General features: G+C 68.3%; 9 protein-coding genes, 1 tRNA gene and 2 rRNA genes. 9 read left to right on the top strand and 3 right to left on the bottom strand.

What is annotated here, in order from left to right; translation table 11 throughout:
• Window positions 1–103 precede the first annotated feature (103 nt).
• From C4313_RS08410 to pgl, 9 genes are all read left to right on the top strand, one after another.
• Entirely contained in the window at window positions 104–3547 is a 3444-nt protein-coding gene (locus C4313_RS08410) for an FtsK/SpoIIIE domain-containing protein (protein WP_352429421.1), read from the top strand.
• Between the two features lie 345 nt (window positions 3548–3892).
• Window positions 3893–5464 (top strand): 16S ribosomal RNA (locus tag C4313_RS08405).
• A 170-nt stretch (window positions 5465–5634) separates the two neighbouring features.
• A 5S ribosomal RNA gene (gene rrf, locus C4313_RS08400) occupies window positions 5635–5751 on the top strand.
• Between the two features lie 12 nt (window positions 5752–5763).
• Window positions 5764–5835 (top strand) — tRNA-Met (locus C4313_RS08395).
• Between the two features lie 175 nt (window positions 5836–6010).
• A complete protein-coding gene (locus tag C4313_RS08390) occupies window positions 6011–7102 on the top strand; it encodes a sigma-70 family RNA polymerase sigma factor (protein ID WP_352429420.1) in 1092 nt (363 codons plus the stop codon).
• Window positions 7103–7490: 388 nt separating this feature from the next.
• Window positions 7491–11411 carry a DNA-directed RNA polymerase subunit beta gene (gene rpoB / locus C4313_RS08385; RefSeq protein ID WP_352429419.1) on the top strand — a complete coding sequence of 1307 codons (3921 nt, stop codon included), beginning with the start codon at window positions 7491–7493 and terminating at the stop codon, window positions 11409–11411.
• A 171-nt stretch (window positions 11412–11582) separates the two neighbouring features.
• Window positions 11583–13346: a DNA polymerase/3'-5' exonuclease PolX gene (gene polX / locus C4313_RS08380; protein ID WP_352429418.1), complete on the top strand. Its 1764-nt coding sequence runs from the start codon at window positions 11583–11585 to the stop codon at window positions 13344–13346.
• 41 nt (window positions 13347–13387) lie between these two features.
• Window positions 13388–14911, top strand: a complete 1524-nt coding sequence (gene zwf, locus C4313_RS08375; protein ID WP_352429417.1) for a glucose-6-phosphate dehydrogenase — start codon at window positions 13388–13390, stop codon at window positions 14909–14911.
• A complete protein-coding gene (gene pgl / locus C4313_RS08370; protein WP_352429416.1) occupies window positions 14911–15648 on the top strand; it encodes a 6-phosphogluconolactonase in 738 nt (245 codons plus the stop codon). Before zwf ends, pgl begins: the two co-directional genes overlap by 1 nt.
• 13 nt (window positions 15649–15661) lie before the next feature.
• Here the strand turns inward: pgl and C4313_RS08365 are convergent, their stop codons facing one another.
• From C4313_RS08365 to C4313_RS08355, 3 genes are all read right to left on the bottom strand, one after another.
• A complete protein-coding gene (locus C4313_RS08365) occupies window positions 15662–16288 on the bottom strand; it encodes a response regulator (RefSeq protein WP_352429415.1) in 627 nt (208 codons plus the stop codon).
• Window positions 16289–16367: 79 nt separating this feature from the next.
• On the bottom strand, window positions 16368–16994 hold the full coding sequence (locus C4313_RS08360) for a hypothetical protein (RefSeq protein ID WP_352429414.1): 627 nt from the start codon (window positions 16992–16994) through the stop codon (window positions 16368–16370).
• Window positions 16995–17526: 532 nt separating this feature from the next.
• Window positions 17527–17953 (bottom strand): hypothetical protein (locus C4313_RS08355; RefSeq protein WP_352429413.1); only part of this gene is annotated, 427 nt, incomplete at its 5' end.

The following is a 17953-nucleotide window of genomic DNA, read 5'->3' as shown; positions in this document are numbered from 1 at the left end:
GGCGGGGGGAGGGGCAGTGGCAGTTGCGGCAGGGCTTGCACCGATTGAGAGCCTGGCTGGAAGAATGGCTCCAAGAGCCAGAAGACGAAAAAAGAACCTGCCCATGTGGTTGAGCCTGGGAGAGGGTAAGGAGATCTTTCTCCCGGAGGAGCCGCAGCGCCAGGCCCAGGCCTTGGAGGCCTGGCGGCGGCGGGGGGTGACGATCCCCCCCGAAAGGGCCATCCCCCTGTGGCCGGCCGCCCGCTGGATCCCTGCCGTCCCGGCAGAGCCCCTCGCCCCGCCGGGGTGGCCTTCCCTCCCCGATCCCCCCGAGCCACCGGGTTGGAGCACCTTCTTGTTGCCGCTGCTGTCGCTGGCCGGCTTCGTCGGCCTCGCTGCCTGGCTATACGGTGGGCCCCGGACAGGGATGGCGTGGGTGGCCCTCCCGATGGCCGTGGGGCTTTCGGCCCTGGGCCGGTTCATCACCCATTGGGAGGCTCGGCGCCGCCACCGTCGTCAGATCGCCCGCCTCGTCCAGCAGTTCGAGGCCGCCGTCCGGATCTTCCAAGCGGAGGTCCACCGACGCGATAGCCAGTGGCGCCATCGGGAGGAGTTGCTGGCCCCCACCTTCGATGACCTGCGGCGGCGGGTGGAGATGGGCCGGGATCTGTGGTTCCGCCGCCCGGGGGATCCCGATTTCCTCAGTCTGCGGGCCGGGATCACCGCCCAGCCGCCACCGATCCGCCCGGTCGCCTGGCCGATGGAAGTTCCGGATCCTCTCCGCCCGGCCATGGAGACGCTGCAACGCCTCGCGATGGAGCCCCGCATCACCCCCTTGCTGCTCTCTTTGCAGGGGGGTGTGGCCGTGCAAGCGGGCAGCGGGGCGGAGCGCTTCCTGCGGGCTTGGTGGCTCGATCTGGCCGCCACCCACTCCCCGGGCGATCTCTTCCTGGCGGTCGGCGTGGGGGATCCGCAATGGGCGCCGCTCCGGCACCTCCCCCACGTTGGCCCGCTTCGGGAGGGCTATCAGGGAGGACCCACAGCGGTCCGCGAACGGGCCTTCGCTGAGTTGAGCGACCGCGAGGTCTCCGGAGCCACAGCGCCGGCGTGGATCCTCCTGGCCGATGTGACATGGCTGGAGGACCCTCGGCTCCCCCAACTGGTAGCGCGGGGGCCGCAGCGAGGCCTGCATCCCGTCTTCCTGCTCCCGCCAGGGGTCCCCCCTCCGGCCGGCCTCGCCCGACACGTGTTGCTGATGGGGCACGGCCAGGTCTGGATCTCCGAGGTGTCGACCGGGCAGATGGTGGAGGGGCAGGCGGACACCCCTGTGGATGCGCTGCTTTTCGAAGCGCTGGCCCAGAAGATCGGCCGGTTCTACCTTCCCCTCCCGGAGCGTTCGGTGGAGCCCTCCGCTTGGTCGTTGTGGGCGTTGGGGGAACCGGAAACCCTCGACGAGGCCATCCGGAAGATGCGGGGGGATCCGGTTCGGACGCTCCCGGTGACCATCGGCCTGCAGGACGACGGGAAGCCGTTCGATCTGGATCTCCACGATCGGGCCCACGGCCCCCACGCGATGCTGATCGGCGCCACCGGCTCCGGCAAGAGCGAGGCGATGCGGACGCTGGCCCTGGCCCTGGCCCTGCGCTTCCCGCCGGAACGGGTGCGGATGCTGTTCATCGACTTCAAGGGGGGCGGGGCCTTCGCGCCCCTGGCGGACCTTCCCCATGCGGTGGGGTTGCTCTCCAACCTGGACGCCCGGGAGGCCGCCCGGGCCCTGGAGACCCTGGAGGCAGAACTGGACCGCCGGCAGCGGGTCTTGCGGGAGGCCGGCGCCGACCACGCGGACCAGGTCGGGCTGCCGCACCTCTTCGTCTTCGCCGACGAGTTCGCCGAGATGCTGGATCAGATCCCGGAGGGAGCCGCCCGGATGATCCGCCTGGCGCGGCTCGGGCGCAGCCTGGGGATGCACCTGGTGCTGGCGGCCCAGCGGCTGGGGAGCGCTGTCCCGGCGGACCTGCGGGCGAACCTCCGGACCCGCATCGCCCTCCGATGTGAGACCCCGGAGGAGTCGGCCGCAGTGCTGGGGCGGCCCGACGCCGCCTACTTGCGCGGAGCCGGGTGGGCCTTCCTCCAAGTGGGCCAGAACGAACTGTTCCGACGGATACGCTTCGCCTACCCCTCCGGCGCCAGCCACCGGCAGCCGGTCCCGTTGATCTGGATGACGCCGGATCGGATCCTCCATGTGGGGCGGGAGGATGCGGAAGGGCCCCGGGATCTGGACCGGCTGGTGGAGGCGCTGAAGCGGCTGGACCCACCGGCGCCCCCGTTGGTGGCCCCGCCATGGCCTGAGGACCCGGGGGAGCCGGAGGGGGAAGGGGCGGACCGGATCGGGATCGGGCTCGCGGATTTTCCAGAGGCAGGGGCTCTGTCCTGGATCTTCGCCACGCCGGTGTGCCCGGATCTCCGGCTTTGGGGACGGGCGGGGACGGGGAAGACACGGGCGTTGCAGGCGATGGCCCGGTCGGCGGCCGCGGCTGGCCGCGCCGTCTATGTCCTCGATGGCAACGGGGAATGGTCGGGGGTCCCTGGCGTCGAGGTCATCGCCCCGGAGGACACCGAAGCCCTGCGCCGGCTGCCGCGGTTCTTGGGCGATCTTCCGGTGCCGACGGTGCTGATCCTCGACGGATGGGAGGCCTTGTCCGAAAGGGCACTGGACGAACTGGAGAGCGAGGGGGGGAACCTGGCGACCTCCCCACGGCTTTGGATCTGGGCGGCGGGACGGGTGGAGCCGCGGTGGCGGCTGTGGCGAGGCCGGCCGGCCCATCGGGTGGTGCTGGCCTTGGAGGACGCGGAACAGTGGGCCGGGACGGTGGGCCGTCGGCCCATGCCCGAGGGACCCCTTCGCGGGGTCTGGCAGGAAGGCCATCGCTGGCGGGAGATCCTTCTGCGGGGACGGGGAGGGGTGGCGGAACCGCCCCCGCCGCCGCCTCTTCCCCGCGCGCCGCGGCATCTGGACCCGCGAAGCCTTCCGCCCCCGCTCTGGCAGGAAGGGGAAGTCCATCTTTTTCTCGGATGGCGGGATGAGGATCTCCAGCCCTGGTGCGCCCTTCTGGATCGCCGCTTCCCGCATTTGCGGATCGAGGGCGAACCCCTGGATGGATGGTGGCATGTCCTGCGGCTGCAAGCCCAGCGCGCAGGGGCGGACTTTTGGGTCTGGGATCCGGATGGCGGGTCTCCCCTGGGGGAGGGGATGGAAGACTTGGCGGCCTTTCTCGACCACATGGCGCGCGCGGAGGCCGCCGGCCGCCCGACGCTGGGGGTCCTGGCCGACCTCCGCCGGGCGGCCGAGGCGTTGGGCTACCGGATGGAGGTACCCTATTCCCTCCGCCGGCCGCGATGGGTGCACATGGTGGGCTTCGGGCGCGAAACCCTCGGCCTTTCCGGGTGGGTGTTGAGCGGTGAGCCTCCCCGAGGGGCCCCGCGTCCCCGGGCGGTCGATCATCCCGGGCGGGCCTGGGCCGAGCGGGGGCATCGGGGGGAGTGGATCCTCGTCCCAGCGGGTTTTTGACAACCGCAGGCTTTCGGGTATCATGGAAAGGCGACACGGCCGGGCGCGGCCTTCGGCCCTCCACGGCCGAGGCTTGACAAATGCCCCGCGCCGTGCTATAAAATAGAGTGCGCGCAGGACCCTTGACAAGCGAGGGAGGTCGACGGCGCACGGCACCACCCGATCCAGGGACACGGAACCCAGCAGCCGGCGCCGACCGCTATGGGGGGCGGAACCCCACAGCGGTTTTCGATGTCTCAGGCACCTTAACAACTGAAGGGTGACAGGAAGGCACCGGGGACGTCCGGCGGACAGGTCTTGCGGTCGGACATTCCCCCGGGAGGTCAACCTCCTGGGGAAAGAGAGCCGACGGAGAGTTTGATCCTGGCTCAGGGTGAACGCTGGCGGCGTGCCTAACACATGCAAGTCGAGCGGGGAGGGGGTAGGCGCAAGCCGAGCCCTCCGAGCGGCAAACGGGTGAGTAACACGTGGGTGACCTGCCCCGGCGTGGGGGATAACCCTCCGAAAGGGGGGCTAATACCGCATACGCTCGGCGGGGACGGCCCGTCGAGGAAAGGCCCGGGGAGGAGACGAACCGGGTCGCGCCGGGAGGGGCCCGCGGCCCATCAGGTAGTTGGTGGGGTAATGGCCCACCAAGCCGATGACGGGTAGCCGGCCTGAGAGGGTGACCGGCCACACGGGCACTGAGACACGGGCCCGACTCCTACGGGAGGCAGCAGTGGGGAATCTTGGGCAATGGGCGAAAGCCTGACCCAGCGACGCCGCGTGCGGGAAGAAGCCCTTCGGGGTGTAAACCGCTTTTGCCGGGGACGAGAAAGGACGGTACCCGGCGAATAAGGCCCGGCCAACTACGTGCCAGCAGCCGCGGTAATACGTAGGGGCCGAGCGTTACCCGGATTTACTGGGCGTAAAGTGCGCGTAGGCGGGGCCCTAAGTCGAGCGTGAAAGCCCCGGGCTCAACTCGGGGAGGCCGCTCGATACTGGGGCTCTTGAGGGCGGGAGAGGGTGGTGGAATTCCCGGTGTAGCGGTGAAATGCGTAGATATCGGGAGGAACACCGGTGGGGAAGCCGGCCACCTGGCCCGTCCCTGACGCTGAGGCGCGAAAGCGTGGGGAGCGAACCGGATTAGATACCCGGGTAGTCCACGCCCTAAACGATGCGCACTAGGTATGGGGGGCTGACCACGCTCTCCGTGCCGAAGCTAACGCGTTAAGTGCGCCGCCTGGGTAGTACGGCCGCAAGGCTGAAACTCAAAGGAATTGGCGGGGGCCCGCACAAGCAGCGGAGCGTGTGGTTTAATTCGATGCAAAACGAAGAACCTTACCCGGGCTTGACATGCCGGTGGTACCGACCCGAAAGGGAAGGGACCCCGCAAGGGGAGCCGGCACAGGTGCTGCATGGCTGTCGTCAGCTCGTGCCGTGAGGTGTCGGGTTAAGTCCCGCAACGAGCGCAACCCCTGCCCCTAGTTACACGTGTCTAGGGGGACTGCCGGCGACAAGCCGGAGGAAGGTGGGGATGACGTCAAGTCAGCATGGCCTTGATGCCCGGGGCTACACACACGCTACAATGCCCGGTACAATGGGTTGCCAACCCGCGAGGGGGAGCCAATCCCATCAAAGCCGGGCTTAGTTGGGATTGCAGGCTGCAACCCGCCTGCATGAACGCGGAGTTGCTAGTAACCGCCGGTCAGCCATACGGCGGTGAATACGTTCCCGGGCCTTGCACACACCGCCCGTCACGTCATGGGAGTCGGCAACGCCTGAAGCCGGTGGCCCAACCCTCCCCCTCTCAAGGCCTCTCCGGTGGGAGGGGTCTTGGGAGGGGGAGGGAGGGAGCCGTCGAAGGCGGGGCCGGCGACTGGGACGAAGTCGTAACAAGGTAGCCGTAGCGGAAGCTGCGGCTGGATCACCTCCTTTCTAGGGAGTGCTGGTCCAGGGCGTTATCCCGGCGTGAGCCGGATGCCCTGTGACCCACCCCAAAGGTGGTCCGTCAGGGGTCAACCCCTGGCGTCCCAACGCCGGATCCCTGTCCTTCCTGTCACCCTTCAGTTGTTAAGGTCGCCGGAAATATGGTTTTGAACCATTCCCCTGGTGACCAGAGCGGCGGGGAAACACCCGGTCCCATCCCGAACCCGGAAGTTAAGCCCGCCAGCGCTGATGGTACTGGAGGGGCGACCCTCTGGGAGAGTAGGCCGTTGCCAGGGGAATGGTCGCGCCGCGGGGTGGAGCAGCGGTAGCTCGCCAGGCTCATAACCTGGAGGTCGCGGGTTCGAATCCCGCCCCCGCAACTGATCGGGATCCGCCAGATCCTCCTCCTGCACCCCTGTGGGAAGGGCGGACGGTTCGTGACCGCTCGCCCCTTCTTTATCTTTCTTTGTTTGCGGACACCGCACTGGACATCAGCGGGGACGGCTGCATCTGCGGGAGGCGTTCCAGGTCTGGCGTCCCGGAAAGGAGGTCGTCATGACGCGTCGAAACCGCCCCATCCTCCCCGATGAGGAGGAGGAGCTGGAGAACGAAGCCCTTTGGGCCGAGCCTGAGCCCTGGGAGGAAGAGGCCTCCGCCGAGGAGTTCGACGTGGAGGCCGAGGAGGCCCTGTTGGATGAGGAAACCGCCCTCCCGGTCCTCGGAGAACTGGCGGAGGATCGGGACTTGATCTCTTTGTATTTCCGCGAGGTCACCGATCATCCCCTGCTCACGGCGGAGGAGGAGAGGGAACTGGCCGTCCGGATAGCCCGAGGGCGGGAGGCCGCCCGACGCTTGGCCCGGGATGGGAACCTGTCCCCGGAGGAGCGCCGCCGGTTGGAGCGGCTGGTTGAGGAGGGCCGGCAGGCCCGCGAGCGGCTGATCACCTCGAACTTCCGCTTGGTGATCAGCGTGGCAAAGAAGTATCAGGGCCTGGGCGTGCCCCTGCTGGACCTCATCCAAGAGGGCAACCTGGGGTTGATGAAGGCGGTGGAGCGCTTCGATCCGAAGCGGGGCCGCCGCTTCTCCACCTACGCGACCTGGTGGATCCGCCAGGCCATCACCCGGGCGCTGGCGATGCAGGCCCGCACTATCCGCTTGCCCATCCACGCCCAGGAGCAGTTGCGGAAGGCTCAGCGGATCGCCCACCAGATCGAGCAGGAGGTGGGGCGCCCGGCGACGCCGGAGGAGGTGGCCGCGCGGCTGGGCACGGAGACCGACAAGGTGGAGTGGCTGTGGAACGCCGCCCGGCCGCTGCTCTCCCTGGAGGAGCCCATGGACGAGGAGGGCGAGACCACCCTGGAGGGCGCGATCCGGGATGTGGAAAGCCCAGCCCCCGATGAGGTGGTGGCGGATCAGCTGCTGCGCGAGCAGATCGAGGCGCTCCTGAACGAGTTGCCCAGCCGCCACGCCCGGGTGCTCCGCCTGCGCTATGGCTTCGAGGACGGCCGCTCTTACACCCTGGAGGAGGTCGCCCAGCGGTTCGGCCTGAGCCGCGAGCGCATCCGCCAAATCGAGGCGGAGGCCTTGCGCTACCTGCGCAAGCAACTCAAGGTGCGCCAGATGCGGGAGTTCCTGAAGGCCGCATGAGCAGGTCGACTCCGCCACACCGACGAGGCCGCAACGGCGCTCTCCTCGGGGAAAGCCCATGGGGAGGGCGCCGTTCGTTTGCCTATGGCATGTAGGCCGTGGGGATTTGACAAGACAAAAGGATCTGGTTAGAATTTGAGATTGCGATGATCGATCCCCTGGAACACCCCGAGGGCCCGACAGCGGTGGGTTCCCGGAAGGCTCCCCGAAGCATTCGACGGGTGGCCGTGGGGGGCGAGCGATCTGCTCCCGGACAGGGAGGGAGAACCCTTGCGGAGGTGCATGGGGGGCAGGCCCTGTGTCCCTCCGGTCGCGCCGGCGGGCCCGGCCCTGACTCAGCGCGGGAGGTCCAGGCCGTCTCAGAGACGCTCAAGGAGGAACGGCCCTTATGATCCGGATCAGCGGTGAGAAACGCTACGCCCATATCCCCGAGACGCTGGAGCTGCCGAAGCTGATCGAGATCCAACACCGGTCCTTCCAATGGTTCATCGAGGAGGGGTTGAAGGAGCTCTTCGATGAGATCTCCCCCATCGAGAGCCTCAACGGCCAGATGCGTCTCTACTTCCCCGGCAACAACCCGGTCGCCCAGCAGCTCAAGTTGACCTATTGGTTCGACGAGCCCAAATACAGCGAACTGGAGTGCCTGGAGCGGGACCTCACCTACGGCCGCGGCATGTGGGTTCAGGTGGCGCTGCTGGTGGCCGGCCGGGAGCCGATGGTGAAGGAGGTCTTCTTCGGGGAGCTCCCATGGATGACCCGCAACGGCACTTTCATCTATAACGGCACCGAGCGGGTGGTGGTCTCGCAACTCATCCGTTCCCCGGGCGTCTATTTCGATAAGGAGGAGGACCCCACCTTGGGCCGCCCCCTGGCCATGGCCAAACTGATCCCGGACCGGGGGGTGTGGCTGGAGTTCGAGACCCGCCGTAACGACTTGATCATCCTCCGCTTCAACCGGCGCCGCACGGTGCCGGCCACCCTGTTCCTGCGGGCCCTGGCAGCGGTGGACGATGGGGTGACCCGCATCCTGAGCGCGGGGACCGATGAGGAGTTGCTGGAGTTGTTCCGGGATGTGGACACCCATCCGGACCATCCCTATATTTTGAGCACCATCCGTCAGGAGGGCCGGCTGGAGCCCCGCGAAGGAAGGACGCTGGCCCAGGAGGCCATGATCGAGTTCTTCCGGAGGATGCGGCCGGGCGACCCGCCGACGCTGGAGAACGCCCAAGCCTTCCTGGCCGGCCAGCTCTTCGACCCCCACCGCTATGACCTCCACCGGGTGGGCCGTTATAAGCTCAACCGCCGGCTGGATCTGGATCGGGAGATCCCCCGCTCCTGCCGGACCCTGACCAAGTTGGATGTGGTGGCCATCCTGAAAGAGATGATTCGCATCAACAACGGCCTGCGGCCACCGGACGATATGGATCACCTGGGCAACCGCCGGGTGCGTACGGTGGGCGAGCTGATCCAGGCCAAGATGCGGGTGGGCCTGCGCCGCATGGAGCGGGTGATCCAGGAGCGCATGAGCATCGCCGATCCCGCCACCGTCACCCCACTGCAGCTGATCAACATCCGCCCGGTAGTGGCGGCGCTCCGGGAGTTCTTCGGCTCCAGTCAACTCTCGCAGTTTATGGATCAGACCAACCCGCTGGCCGAGCTGACCCACAAGCGGACTCTCTCGGCCCTCGGGCCGGGGGGCCTGCGGCGGGAGCGGGCCGGCTTCGAGGTCCGGGACGTCCACCTCAGCCACTACGGGCGGATCTGCCCTATCGAGACGCCCGAGGGGCCCAACATCGGCCTGATCGGCCGTCTGGCCGTCTACAGCCGGGTGAACGAATACGGATTCATCGAGACCCCTTACCGCAAGGTGGTCCGTGCCGTGCCCAACCGGCCGGAAGCCCTGATCGGGCGGATCCTGCGGGAGGACGTGGTGGATCCGGCGACCGGGCAGGTGGTGGCCCCGGCTGGCACGGAGGTGGACGAGGCCCTGGCCCAGCGGATCGCCCAGCTCCCGTTGGGGGAGATCAAGGTGCGCCCCTTCGTCACCTCGGAGATCGTCTACCTCACGGCCGATGAGGAGGAGCGCTACGTCATCGCCCAGGCCAGCGTGGCGCTGGACGAGCGGGGCCACTTCCAGCAACCCCGCGTCCCCGTCCGGCACGCGGGCAAGTTCATGATGGAGAGCCCGGAGCGGGTGGACTACATCGACGTGGCCCCGCGCCAGATCGTCGGGGTCTCGGCCTCCCTCATCCCCTTCCTGGAGCACGACGACGCCAACCGCGCCCTGATGGGCTCCAACATGCAACGCCAGGCGGTGCCCCTTATCCGTCCGGAGGCCCCCATCGTGGCCACCGGCATGGAGGTGGCCGCCGCGCGGGATTCGGGCCACGTCCTCCTCTCGGAGGTGGATGGGGAGGTGATCCAGGCCACCGCCGATGAGATCGTCATCCGAGGGACCGACCGGAAGATCTACCGCTACCCGCTGCGCCGCTTCCAGCGTTCTAACCAGAGCACCTGTATCCACCAGCGCCCCCTGGTCTTCAAGGGGCAGAAGGTGAAGAAGCGCCAAGTCATCGCGGATTCCAGCAGCACCGACCAGGGGATGCTGGCCCTGGGTCGCAATCTGGTAGTCGCCTTCCTCTCTTGGGAGGGCCAGGTCTTCGAGGACGCCATCGTGATCAGCGAGCGTCTGGTGCGGGAGGATGTCTACTCCTCCATCCACATCGAGAAGCACGAGGCCGAGGCCCGGGAGACCAAGCTGGGCCCTGAGGAGATCACCCGGGACATCCCCAACGTCGGGGAGGATCAGTTGCGGGACCTGGATGAGAAAGGCATCGTCCGCATCGGGGCGGTGGTGGGCCCGGGCGACATCCTGGTGGGCAAGATCACGCCCAAGGGCGAGCGGGAGATGACGCCCGAGGAGCGGCTGTTGCGGGCGATCTTCGGGGAGAAGGCCCACGACGTGAAGGACTCCTCGCTGCGCATGCCGCACGGCGAGCACGGCAAGGTGGTCGACGTGAAGGTCTTCTCCCGCGACGAATACCGCGAGCTGCCCGCCGGCGTCAACACGGTGGTTCGGGTCTCGGTGGCCCAGTGGCGCAAGATCACCGAGGGCGACAAGATGGCCGGCCGCCACGGCAACAAGGGCGTGATCTCCAAGGTGGTGCCGCTGGAGGACATGCCCTTCCTGCCGGATGGGACGCCGGTGGACATCATCCTGAACCCGCTGGGGGTGCCCAGCCGAATGAACATCGGGCAGCTGCTGGAGACCCATCTGGGCTGGGCTGCCTCCCGCCTGGGCTTCCGGGCCATCACCCCGGTGTTCGACGGGGCCGATGAGCAGGAGATCGAGGCCGAACTGGCCCGGGCTTGGATGATCGATCGGGCCTGGGAGGATGCCCGACGGCAGTGCTGGGGCTGGTTGAAGGCCCAGGGCTACGACTTCTCGGAACTGCGGGATGACGACGAGGCCCGCCTGCTCTATCTCTCAGCGATCCTGGGGGCCCGGGGTTACGACGTCGACCGCCTGGCCGTCGACGAGGTCTACGCGCGGCGCAGCAACCTGCGGGAGTGGCTCCGGGATCGGGGCTACGACCCTGATGAGATCCTGGTCTTCGAGGACGACCCACGTCCCCATGAGGCGCGCCGCAAGGCCGATGAGAAGGCCATCATCGTCGGTCTGCGGCTGTGGATGGAAAGCCTGGGGGTCGACACCCGGTCTGTCCCCGATGAGCAGGTCCGCCAGCGGGCCACGGAGGTGATGCTGGAGACCGGGCAGCCCATGCCCATCCTGGGCAAGATGATCCTCTACGACGGCAAGACCGGGGATCCCTTCGACCGGCCGGTGACGGTGGGCGTCATCTATATGATGAAGCTGGCCCACCTGGTGGAGGACAAGGTGCACGCCCGCTCCACCGGCCCCTACTCGCTCATCACCCAGCAGCCGCTGGGCGGGAAGGCCCAGTTCGGCGGCCAGCGCTTCGGCGAGATGGAGGTGTGGGCGCTGGAGGCCTACGGCGCCGCCTACACCCTCCAGGAGATGCTCACGGTGAAGTCCGACGACGTCCAGGGCCGCGTGAAAACCTACGAGGCCATCGTCAAGGGCCAGCGCATCGAGGAGCCCGGCCTGCCCGCCTCCTTCAAGGTGCTGGTGAAAGAGCTCCAATCCCTGGCCGTGGCCGTGGAGGCCATCACCGACTCCGGGGAGGTGATCCGCTTCGGCCGCGAGGAGGAGAAGCCGCGGCTGCCGCGCCTGCCGTGGGGGCTGCTGGATCTGGCCCCAGAGGAGGATGGGGAGTCCGCCTCCTGAAGAGGATGGGGGGTGGCACTCCTGGCCGGGGACGGCCTGAAGGCCGTCCCCGGTTTGATTTAGAGGCCGGGCGTTCCTCCATGCCGGGGCGGATCCGGAGTAAGATGGATGGGATGAATGAAGGGACGGGCGGGAGCGAAGCGCGCCCGGAAGGTCTGAAGGGAGGGGGCGATGGCTCGGCGGCTGACCAACCAGGAGGTGGCAGAGATCTTCGAGCGCATCGCCGACATGCTGGAGATCCAGGGGGAGGAGATCCCCTATAAGATCATGGCCTACCGCCGGGCGGCGGAGAACATCGCCGCCCTGGGCCGGGATATCTACGACCTGTGGGCCGAAGGGGCCCTGCGGACCATCCCGGGGGTCGGGGAGGCCATCGAGGAGAAGATCGACGAACTGCTGCGCACCGGGCGCCTGGCCTATTACGAACGCCTGAAGGCCCAGATCCCGGAGGGGCTGCTGGAGTTGCGGCAGATCCCCGACATGGGGCCCAAGCGCATCAAGACCGTCTGGGAGCGGCTGGGCATCACCACAGTGGAGGAGCTGGAGGCTGCCGCCCGGGCGGGCCGCCTGCGGGACCTCCCCGGGTTCGGCGCCAAACTGGAAAGCAAGATCCTGGCCGGCATCGAGGCGGTCAAGCGGCGCAAGATCGCGGGGCGCGTGCCCCTCGGGGTGGCCTGGCCCCTGGCCCAGCAGATCCTGGACGCCCTCCGGGAGGTCCCCGGCGTGCAGCGGCTCGCTGTCGCCGGCTCCTTCCGCCGGATGAAGGAGACCGTCGGCGACCTCGATTTCCTGGTGGCAGCAGAGGATCCGGGGGCGGTGATGGAACGGTTCGCCACGCTGCCGGTGGTGGAGGCGGTGCTCCTGCGGGGCTCCACCAAGACCAGCGTGCGCCTGCAGAACGGCCTCCAGGCCGATCTCCGGGTGATCGAGGGGGCCCGCTGGGGCACTGCTTTGCAGTATTTCACGGGCAGCCAGCAGCACAACATCCAGTTGCGCGAGCACGCCCTCCGTCGGGGCTACAGCCTCAGCGAATACGCTTTGACCCCCGTGGGGACGGAGACGGAGATCCTCTGCGCCGCCGAGGAGGAGGTCTACGCCCGGCTGGGCCTGGCCTTCATCCCGCCCGAGCTGCGGGAAGGCCGGGGGGAGATCGAGGCGGCCCTCGAGGGGCGCCTCCCCCGCCTGGTCCAGCTCGAGGATCTGCAGGGGGACCTCCAGGTCCACAGCACCTGGAGCGACGGCCAGGCCTCCATTCGGGAGATGGCCCGGGCGGCCAAGGCCCGGGGCTATCGGTACATCCTGATCACCGACCATTCCCAGAGCCTGGGCGTCGCCCGGGGCTTGACGCCGGAGCGGCTGCAGGAACAGCGGCGGGAGATCGAGGCGATTAACGCGGAGCTGGGCGACGGGTTCCGCGTCCTCCACGGGGCCGAGGTGGAGATCCGGGCCGACGGCAGCCTGGATTACCCCGATGAGGTCCTGGCCGGCCTGGACCTGGTGGTGGCCTCGGTGCACAGCGGGCTCCGGCAGGATCGGGAGCGGGTGACCGCACGGTTCCTGGCCGCCATTTACCATCCCTATGTGCACATCATCGCCCACCCCACCGGCCGGCTGCTCGGGGAGCGGGAGGGCGCCGACGCCGACTGGGAGGCCATCCTGCAGGCGGCGGCCGAAACCGGGACGCTCCTGGAGATCAACGCCAACCCGGCCCGGCTGGACCTCCCGGACAGCCTGGCGCGGCGGGCGCTGGAGCTGGGCTGCCGGCTGGTCATCAGCACCGACGCCCACAGCCCGGGCGAGCTCGCCGGGATGTTCTTCGGGGTGGCGGTGGCCCGGCGGGCCTGGGCATCGCCGGAGGCCATCGCCAACACATGGCCCCTGGAGCGCCTGCTGGCCTGGGCGAAGGAGAAGCCTCACCGGCTCCGACGCCGATAGTCCCGAAGGGACACCCAGCCGGCGTCGCCCCAGGAGGGAACATGTCCGATCGAGGTGCCATCCCGCCTTTCGTCCTGACGATCTTCGGGGCCAGCGGCGATCTGGCCTGGCGCAAATTGCTGCCGGCCCTTTTCGATCTTCACGCCGACGGCTGGCTCCCGGGGCGGTGGGCGGTCATCGGCCTGGCCCGGAGCCCGCTGGATGACGTCGCCTTCCGCGCCCGCGCCCGGGACGGCGTGGCACGGTTTGCCCGCCGCCCTGCTGAGGACTCTCGCTGGTCCGCCTTCGCGGAGCGCCTCTCCTACCTGCAGGGGGACTACGCCGACCCGGCGGTTTACGCCGCCCTGGCCCGGCGCCTCCGCGCCTTCGAGGCCGAGGGGCCGGAGCGGATCCACCGGATCTTCTATCTGGCTGTGCCCCCCGCCCTCACCGAGGTCATCATCGCCCGTCTAGGGAAGGCCGGCATGGTCCAGGACCGGACGTGCCACCGGGTGGTGATCGAGAAGCCCTTCGGGCACGACCTGGCCTCGGCGCGGGCGCTGAACGGGTCCCTGCGCCGCATCCTCGCGGAGGACCAGATCTATCGCCTGGACCATTACCTGGGCAAGGACACGGTCCAGAATATCCTCGCCATGCGCTTTGGCAACGCTTTCTTCGAGCCCATCTGGAACCGCCAGTATATCGACCACATCCAGATCACCGTGGCCGAGACGGCCGGCGTCGAGCACCGAGGGGGCTATTACGATCAAATCGGTGCCCTGCGCGACATGGTCCAGAGCCACCTGTTCCAGATCCTCTGCCTGATCGCTATGGAACCTCCCGTCTCCATGAACGCCGAGGAGATCCACCACAAGAAACTCGAGGTGCTGCGGGCCATCCGCCCGATCCGACGGGACGCGGTGGCGGCGTGGGCTGTGCGGGGCCAGTATGGGCCCGGGCGGATCGGCGAGGAGCCCGTCCCGGGCTATCGGGAGGAGCCGGATGTGGATCCCCGATCGAACACCGAGACGTATGTGGCGCTGAAGTTGTTCGTGGACAACTGGCGCTGGCATGGGGTGCCCTTCTACCTGCGCACCGGGAAACGGCTGCCGGTCAAGGTCTCCGAGGTCTCCATTACCTTCCGGCCGGTCCCCCATCGGGCTTTCCCCGAAGCGGTGCTGCGGTCATGGCAGCCCAACCGGTTGATCCTGCGCCTGCAGCCGGAGGAGGGCATCCTCCTCCGCTTCCAGGTCAAAGTCCCGGGGCCGGTGATGCGCCTGGAGCCGGCGGATATGCATTTTCTCTATCAAGAGGCCTTCGGGGACCCGCCGCCGGAGGCCTATGAGACGTTGCTGTTGGATCTCATCCGGGGCGATACCACGCAATCCCTGGAGGCGGCCTGGGTGGAGGCCGCCTGGGAGGTCCTGCAGCCGATCTTGGACGCATGGGCGGCCCAACCCCCAGAGGACTTCCCCAACTATGCGGCGGGAACGTGGGGGCCGCCGGAGGCCGAGGCCCTGCTGGCCGCGGAGGGGCGGTCCTGGCACCCGCCGACCCTGCTGGAGCGAAGGGCGGAGGGCCGGTGATGCGGTGGGTCCTTCCGGATCTGGAGGCCCTGAGCCGGGCCGCGGCCGCCCTCTTCGTCCGCCGGGCCCGGCATGCCATCGCCCGCCGGGGGATCTTCCGGGTCGTCCTCGCGGGCGGCCAGACCCCGCGAGGGACCTACGAGCGGCTGGCCCGCTCTCCGTGCCGCGAGGCTGTGGACTGGGCGCGGGTTCACGTGTTTTGGGGCGATGAGCGCTGCGTCCCCCTGGACGATCCCCGCAGCAACTTCCGCACGGCCCGTGAGGCGCTGCTGGACCACGTCCCGATCCCGCCGGAGCACCTCCATCCCATCCGGTGTGAGGAGGGCCCGACGGCGGCAGCGGCCCGCTACGAGGCCGAACTGCGCCGCTTCTTCGGCGATGGGCCTCCTGTGTTCGATCTGGTGTTCCTGGGGCTGGGGGCGGACGGCCACACCGCCTCCCTCTTCCCCTTCGCGCGGGCTTTGGCCGAGGGGGAGCGTTGGGTGGTGGAGGTGACCGAGGCCGATCCCCCGCGGGTCACCATGAGCGCGACCCTGCTGGGGGGTGCCGAGCGGGTGGTCTTTCTGGTGGCGGGCGCCTCGAAGGCGGCAGCCCTGCGGGCGACGTGGGCAGGGCCCTTCGATCCGTGGCGATGGCCGGCCCAGCGCATCCGGCCTGGCCCCGGCCGCCTGCTCTGGCTGGTCGATGCCGCCGCGGCCTCGTTTCCGGATCCGGTCCCGGGCGAGGATCGGACGTAAATCGTTCCAGGGACTACGGCTCCGGGGAAAGCCATCCGTGGCGGAGGGCCTCGCGGATGGCTTCGGCCCGGTTGCGAACTCCCAGTTTCTGGAAGATGTGCTCGAGGTGATATTCCACAGTCCGCTCCGAAAGGCCCAGGTGGCGGGCGATCTCCCGGTTGGTCCACCCGGCGGCCACCCGGCTCAGGATCGCCTGTTCCCGGGGCGTCAGGCGCAGGGGGGATTGGCGCAGCGTGCGGATCCGCTCCCAGACCGTCGGGCTGAAGGCCGTCCCGCCCTGGGCCACCGACCGAACGGCCGCGGCCAGGGCGGCAAGGTCCTCGGTTTTGAGCAGGTAGCCTTCCACCCCGATGGCGATCGCCTCCTCGATCAGGGGGGGATCGTCATAGGCGCTGAGCAGCAAGATACGGGTGGATGGTCGTCGGGACCGGATCTCCCGGGCCACCTCCAGGCCGCTGCGCCGGGGCAGTCGGATGTCCAGGACGGCGAGGTCAGGCTGGAGGCGCTCGAAGGCGGCCAGGGCGGTTTCCCCGTCGCCGGCCTCCGCGACCACCCGGAAGACGGGGTCGGTTTCCAGCAGCACCCGCAGGCCCAAGCGCAGGGATGGATGATCGTCGGCCAACAGGACGCGGTAGACCATTCCCGGATCCTGCGCGCGGTCAGGGGGAGCGGCGGGATTCCTGCCGCCTTTTAGCATACCATAGGGCATGGCCTTCGGGTTATCGGGCGCGGGCCATGCGCTGGGCGATCACGGGCAGCAACTGTTGGAAGACGTGGGGCGCCGATCCTCGGGCGGGGAACACCTCAACGTCCAGCGTCCACAGCACGCTGATCGCATTTCCAGACACGGCCACCAGGAGATAGGCCTTCCCCGCCGGATACTGGAGTTCGAGCACCTGGCCCTGGATCCCCAGGGAGGACCAAGGGGTGGTGTGGAGGATGGGGGCTTGGCGGCCGAGGGTGTGGGGAAGGTCTTGGAGCCATTGGCGGTAGCGGGCGGCGGCCTGCTGGGCGTTGGGATAGCGATAGACAGCGTGCAAGATGGGGATAGGAGGCTTGGGCGGACGGTCGTAGGCGAGAAAGTATACACTGATCCCCTTCTCGTAATCAGTAGGAAGACCAATGAGCGTGGCCATTTCTGCTGCTGGTGCTGCTGGATCGCGAGGATCATGTTCGATGTCGTGGCATGGGGCGGCGGCGCAGAACTCCTCTTGGCGGAGGAGGAGATCCTCCAAGGGGAAGGGGGTAGGGGTGGACCGCGAGAGGAAGGCGGCGGCCATCGGCTGGGCTCCCCCCAGCAGCACCAGCAAAAGGCCTCCGAGCAGAGCAAGCAAGGTTTTCCGCATCTTGGTTCCTCCCTAGTTTATCCAGCACACGGCTGAGTAATTGTTGATGTTTTGACGGGCGGGATTAAGGAGCCACCATAAACCGGGGACCCCCAACTTGGATTCGGGGTATTGGATCCACCAGGTCCACTGATCGATGCAGCCGTGGGAGCTGGAACAGGTGTCGGCGTATCCACCGGGGCCGTGATATTGGGGGCTATGGCAATAAGGGGCGTTCCACACAGCCAATACGTGGGGCCGCCAATCGGCCCATGGGAACTCCCAGCGGCTGGCTAAGATCCGACCCCACCAGAGGGGCTGGGGCTCTGGGACCAGAGGCGGGCGCGGGGTGGGTGCAGGCGTTGGGCGCGGAGCAGCGGTATTCCATCCCCACCCGAGCAGCGCCATCCCGACGCACCACCCTTTCCAAAAGCGCATGGCGACCTCCAGGGGGCTGGATTCCCGCTCTCAGCATAATCAGAAACGGGGTCCCGCACAACGGGGAAATCCTCAGGAAGAGGCTGTGGATTTCCACAGGGGTGGGATCTTTGCGTTATGGGGTGCGGATCAGCAGGTCCTCGAACTCCCGGGCGGCATCCACCAGCCGGCCGGTTTGTCGCCACAGGCTGAAGTCCGCCCACTGGGGATCCCCGGGGAGATCGTCCATAAACCAGCAGAAGGCCTGCACTTGGGGCTCTGCGGTGACGACGGACCAGGCGGCGGTCAGCCATCCTCGGGGATAGTTGTGGGCTGGCGCCACGCCCTCGTCCGGCGCGTAGGTGTTGGCGGCGGTGATGTAAACGGGGCGGCCCCGCGTGGTCGGATAGGCGTTGAGGATCTCCAGCCAGTCGTAGAGGACCCGGAAGCCGATGCGGGCGCCGGAGGCGTCCCGCAGGTCCAGCCACGGCTCCTCGGCCTCCGGGCGGCCGGCGGCCCGGGCCGCCGCCTCGGTGTTCACCGTGACCCGGACGAGCTCGCTC

It is taken from the genome of Thermoflexus sp. (assembly GCF_040289485.1).
In the GTDB taxonomy this organism is placed as follows: domain Bacteria; phylum Chloroflexota; class Anaerolineae; order Thermoflexales; family Thermoflexaceae; genus Thermoflexus.
This window is presented reverse-complemented; position numbering and strand designations above follow the sequence as displayed.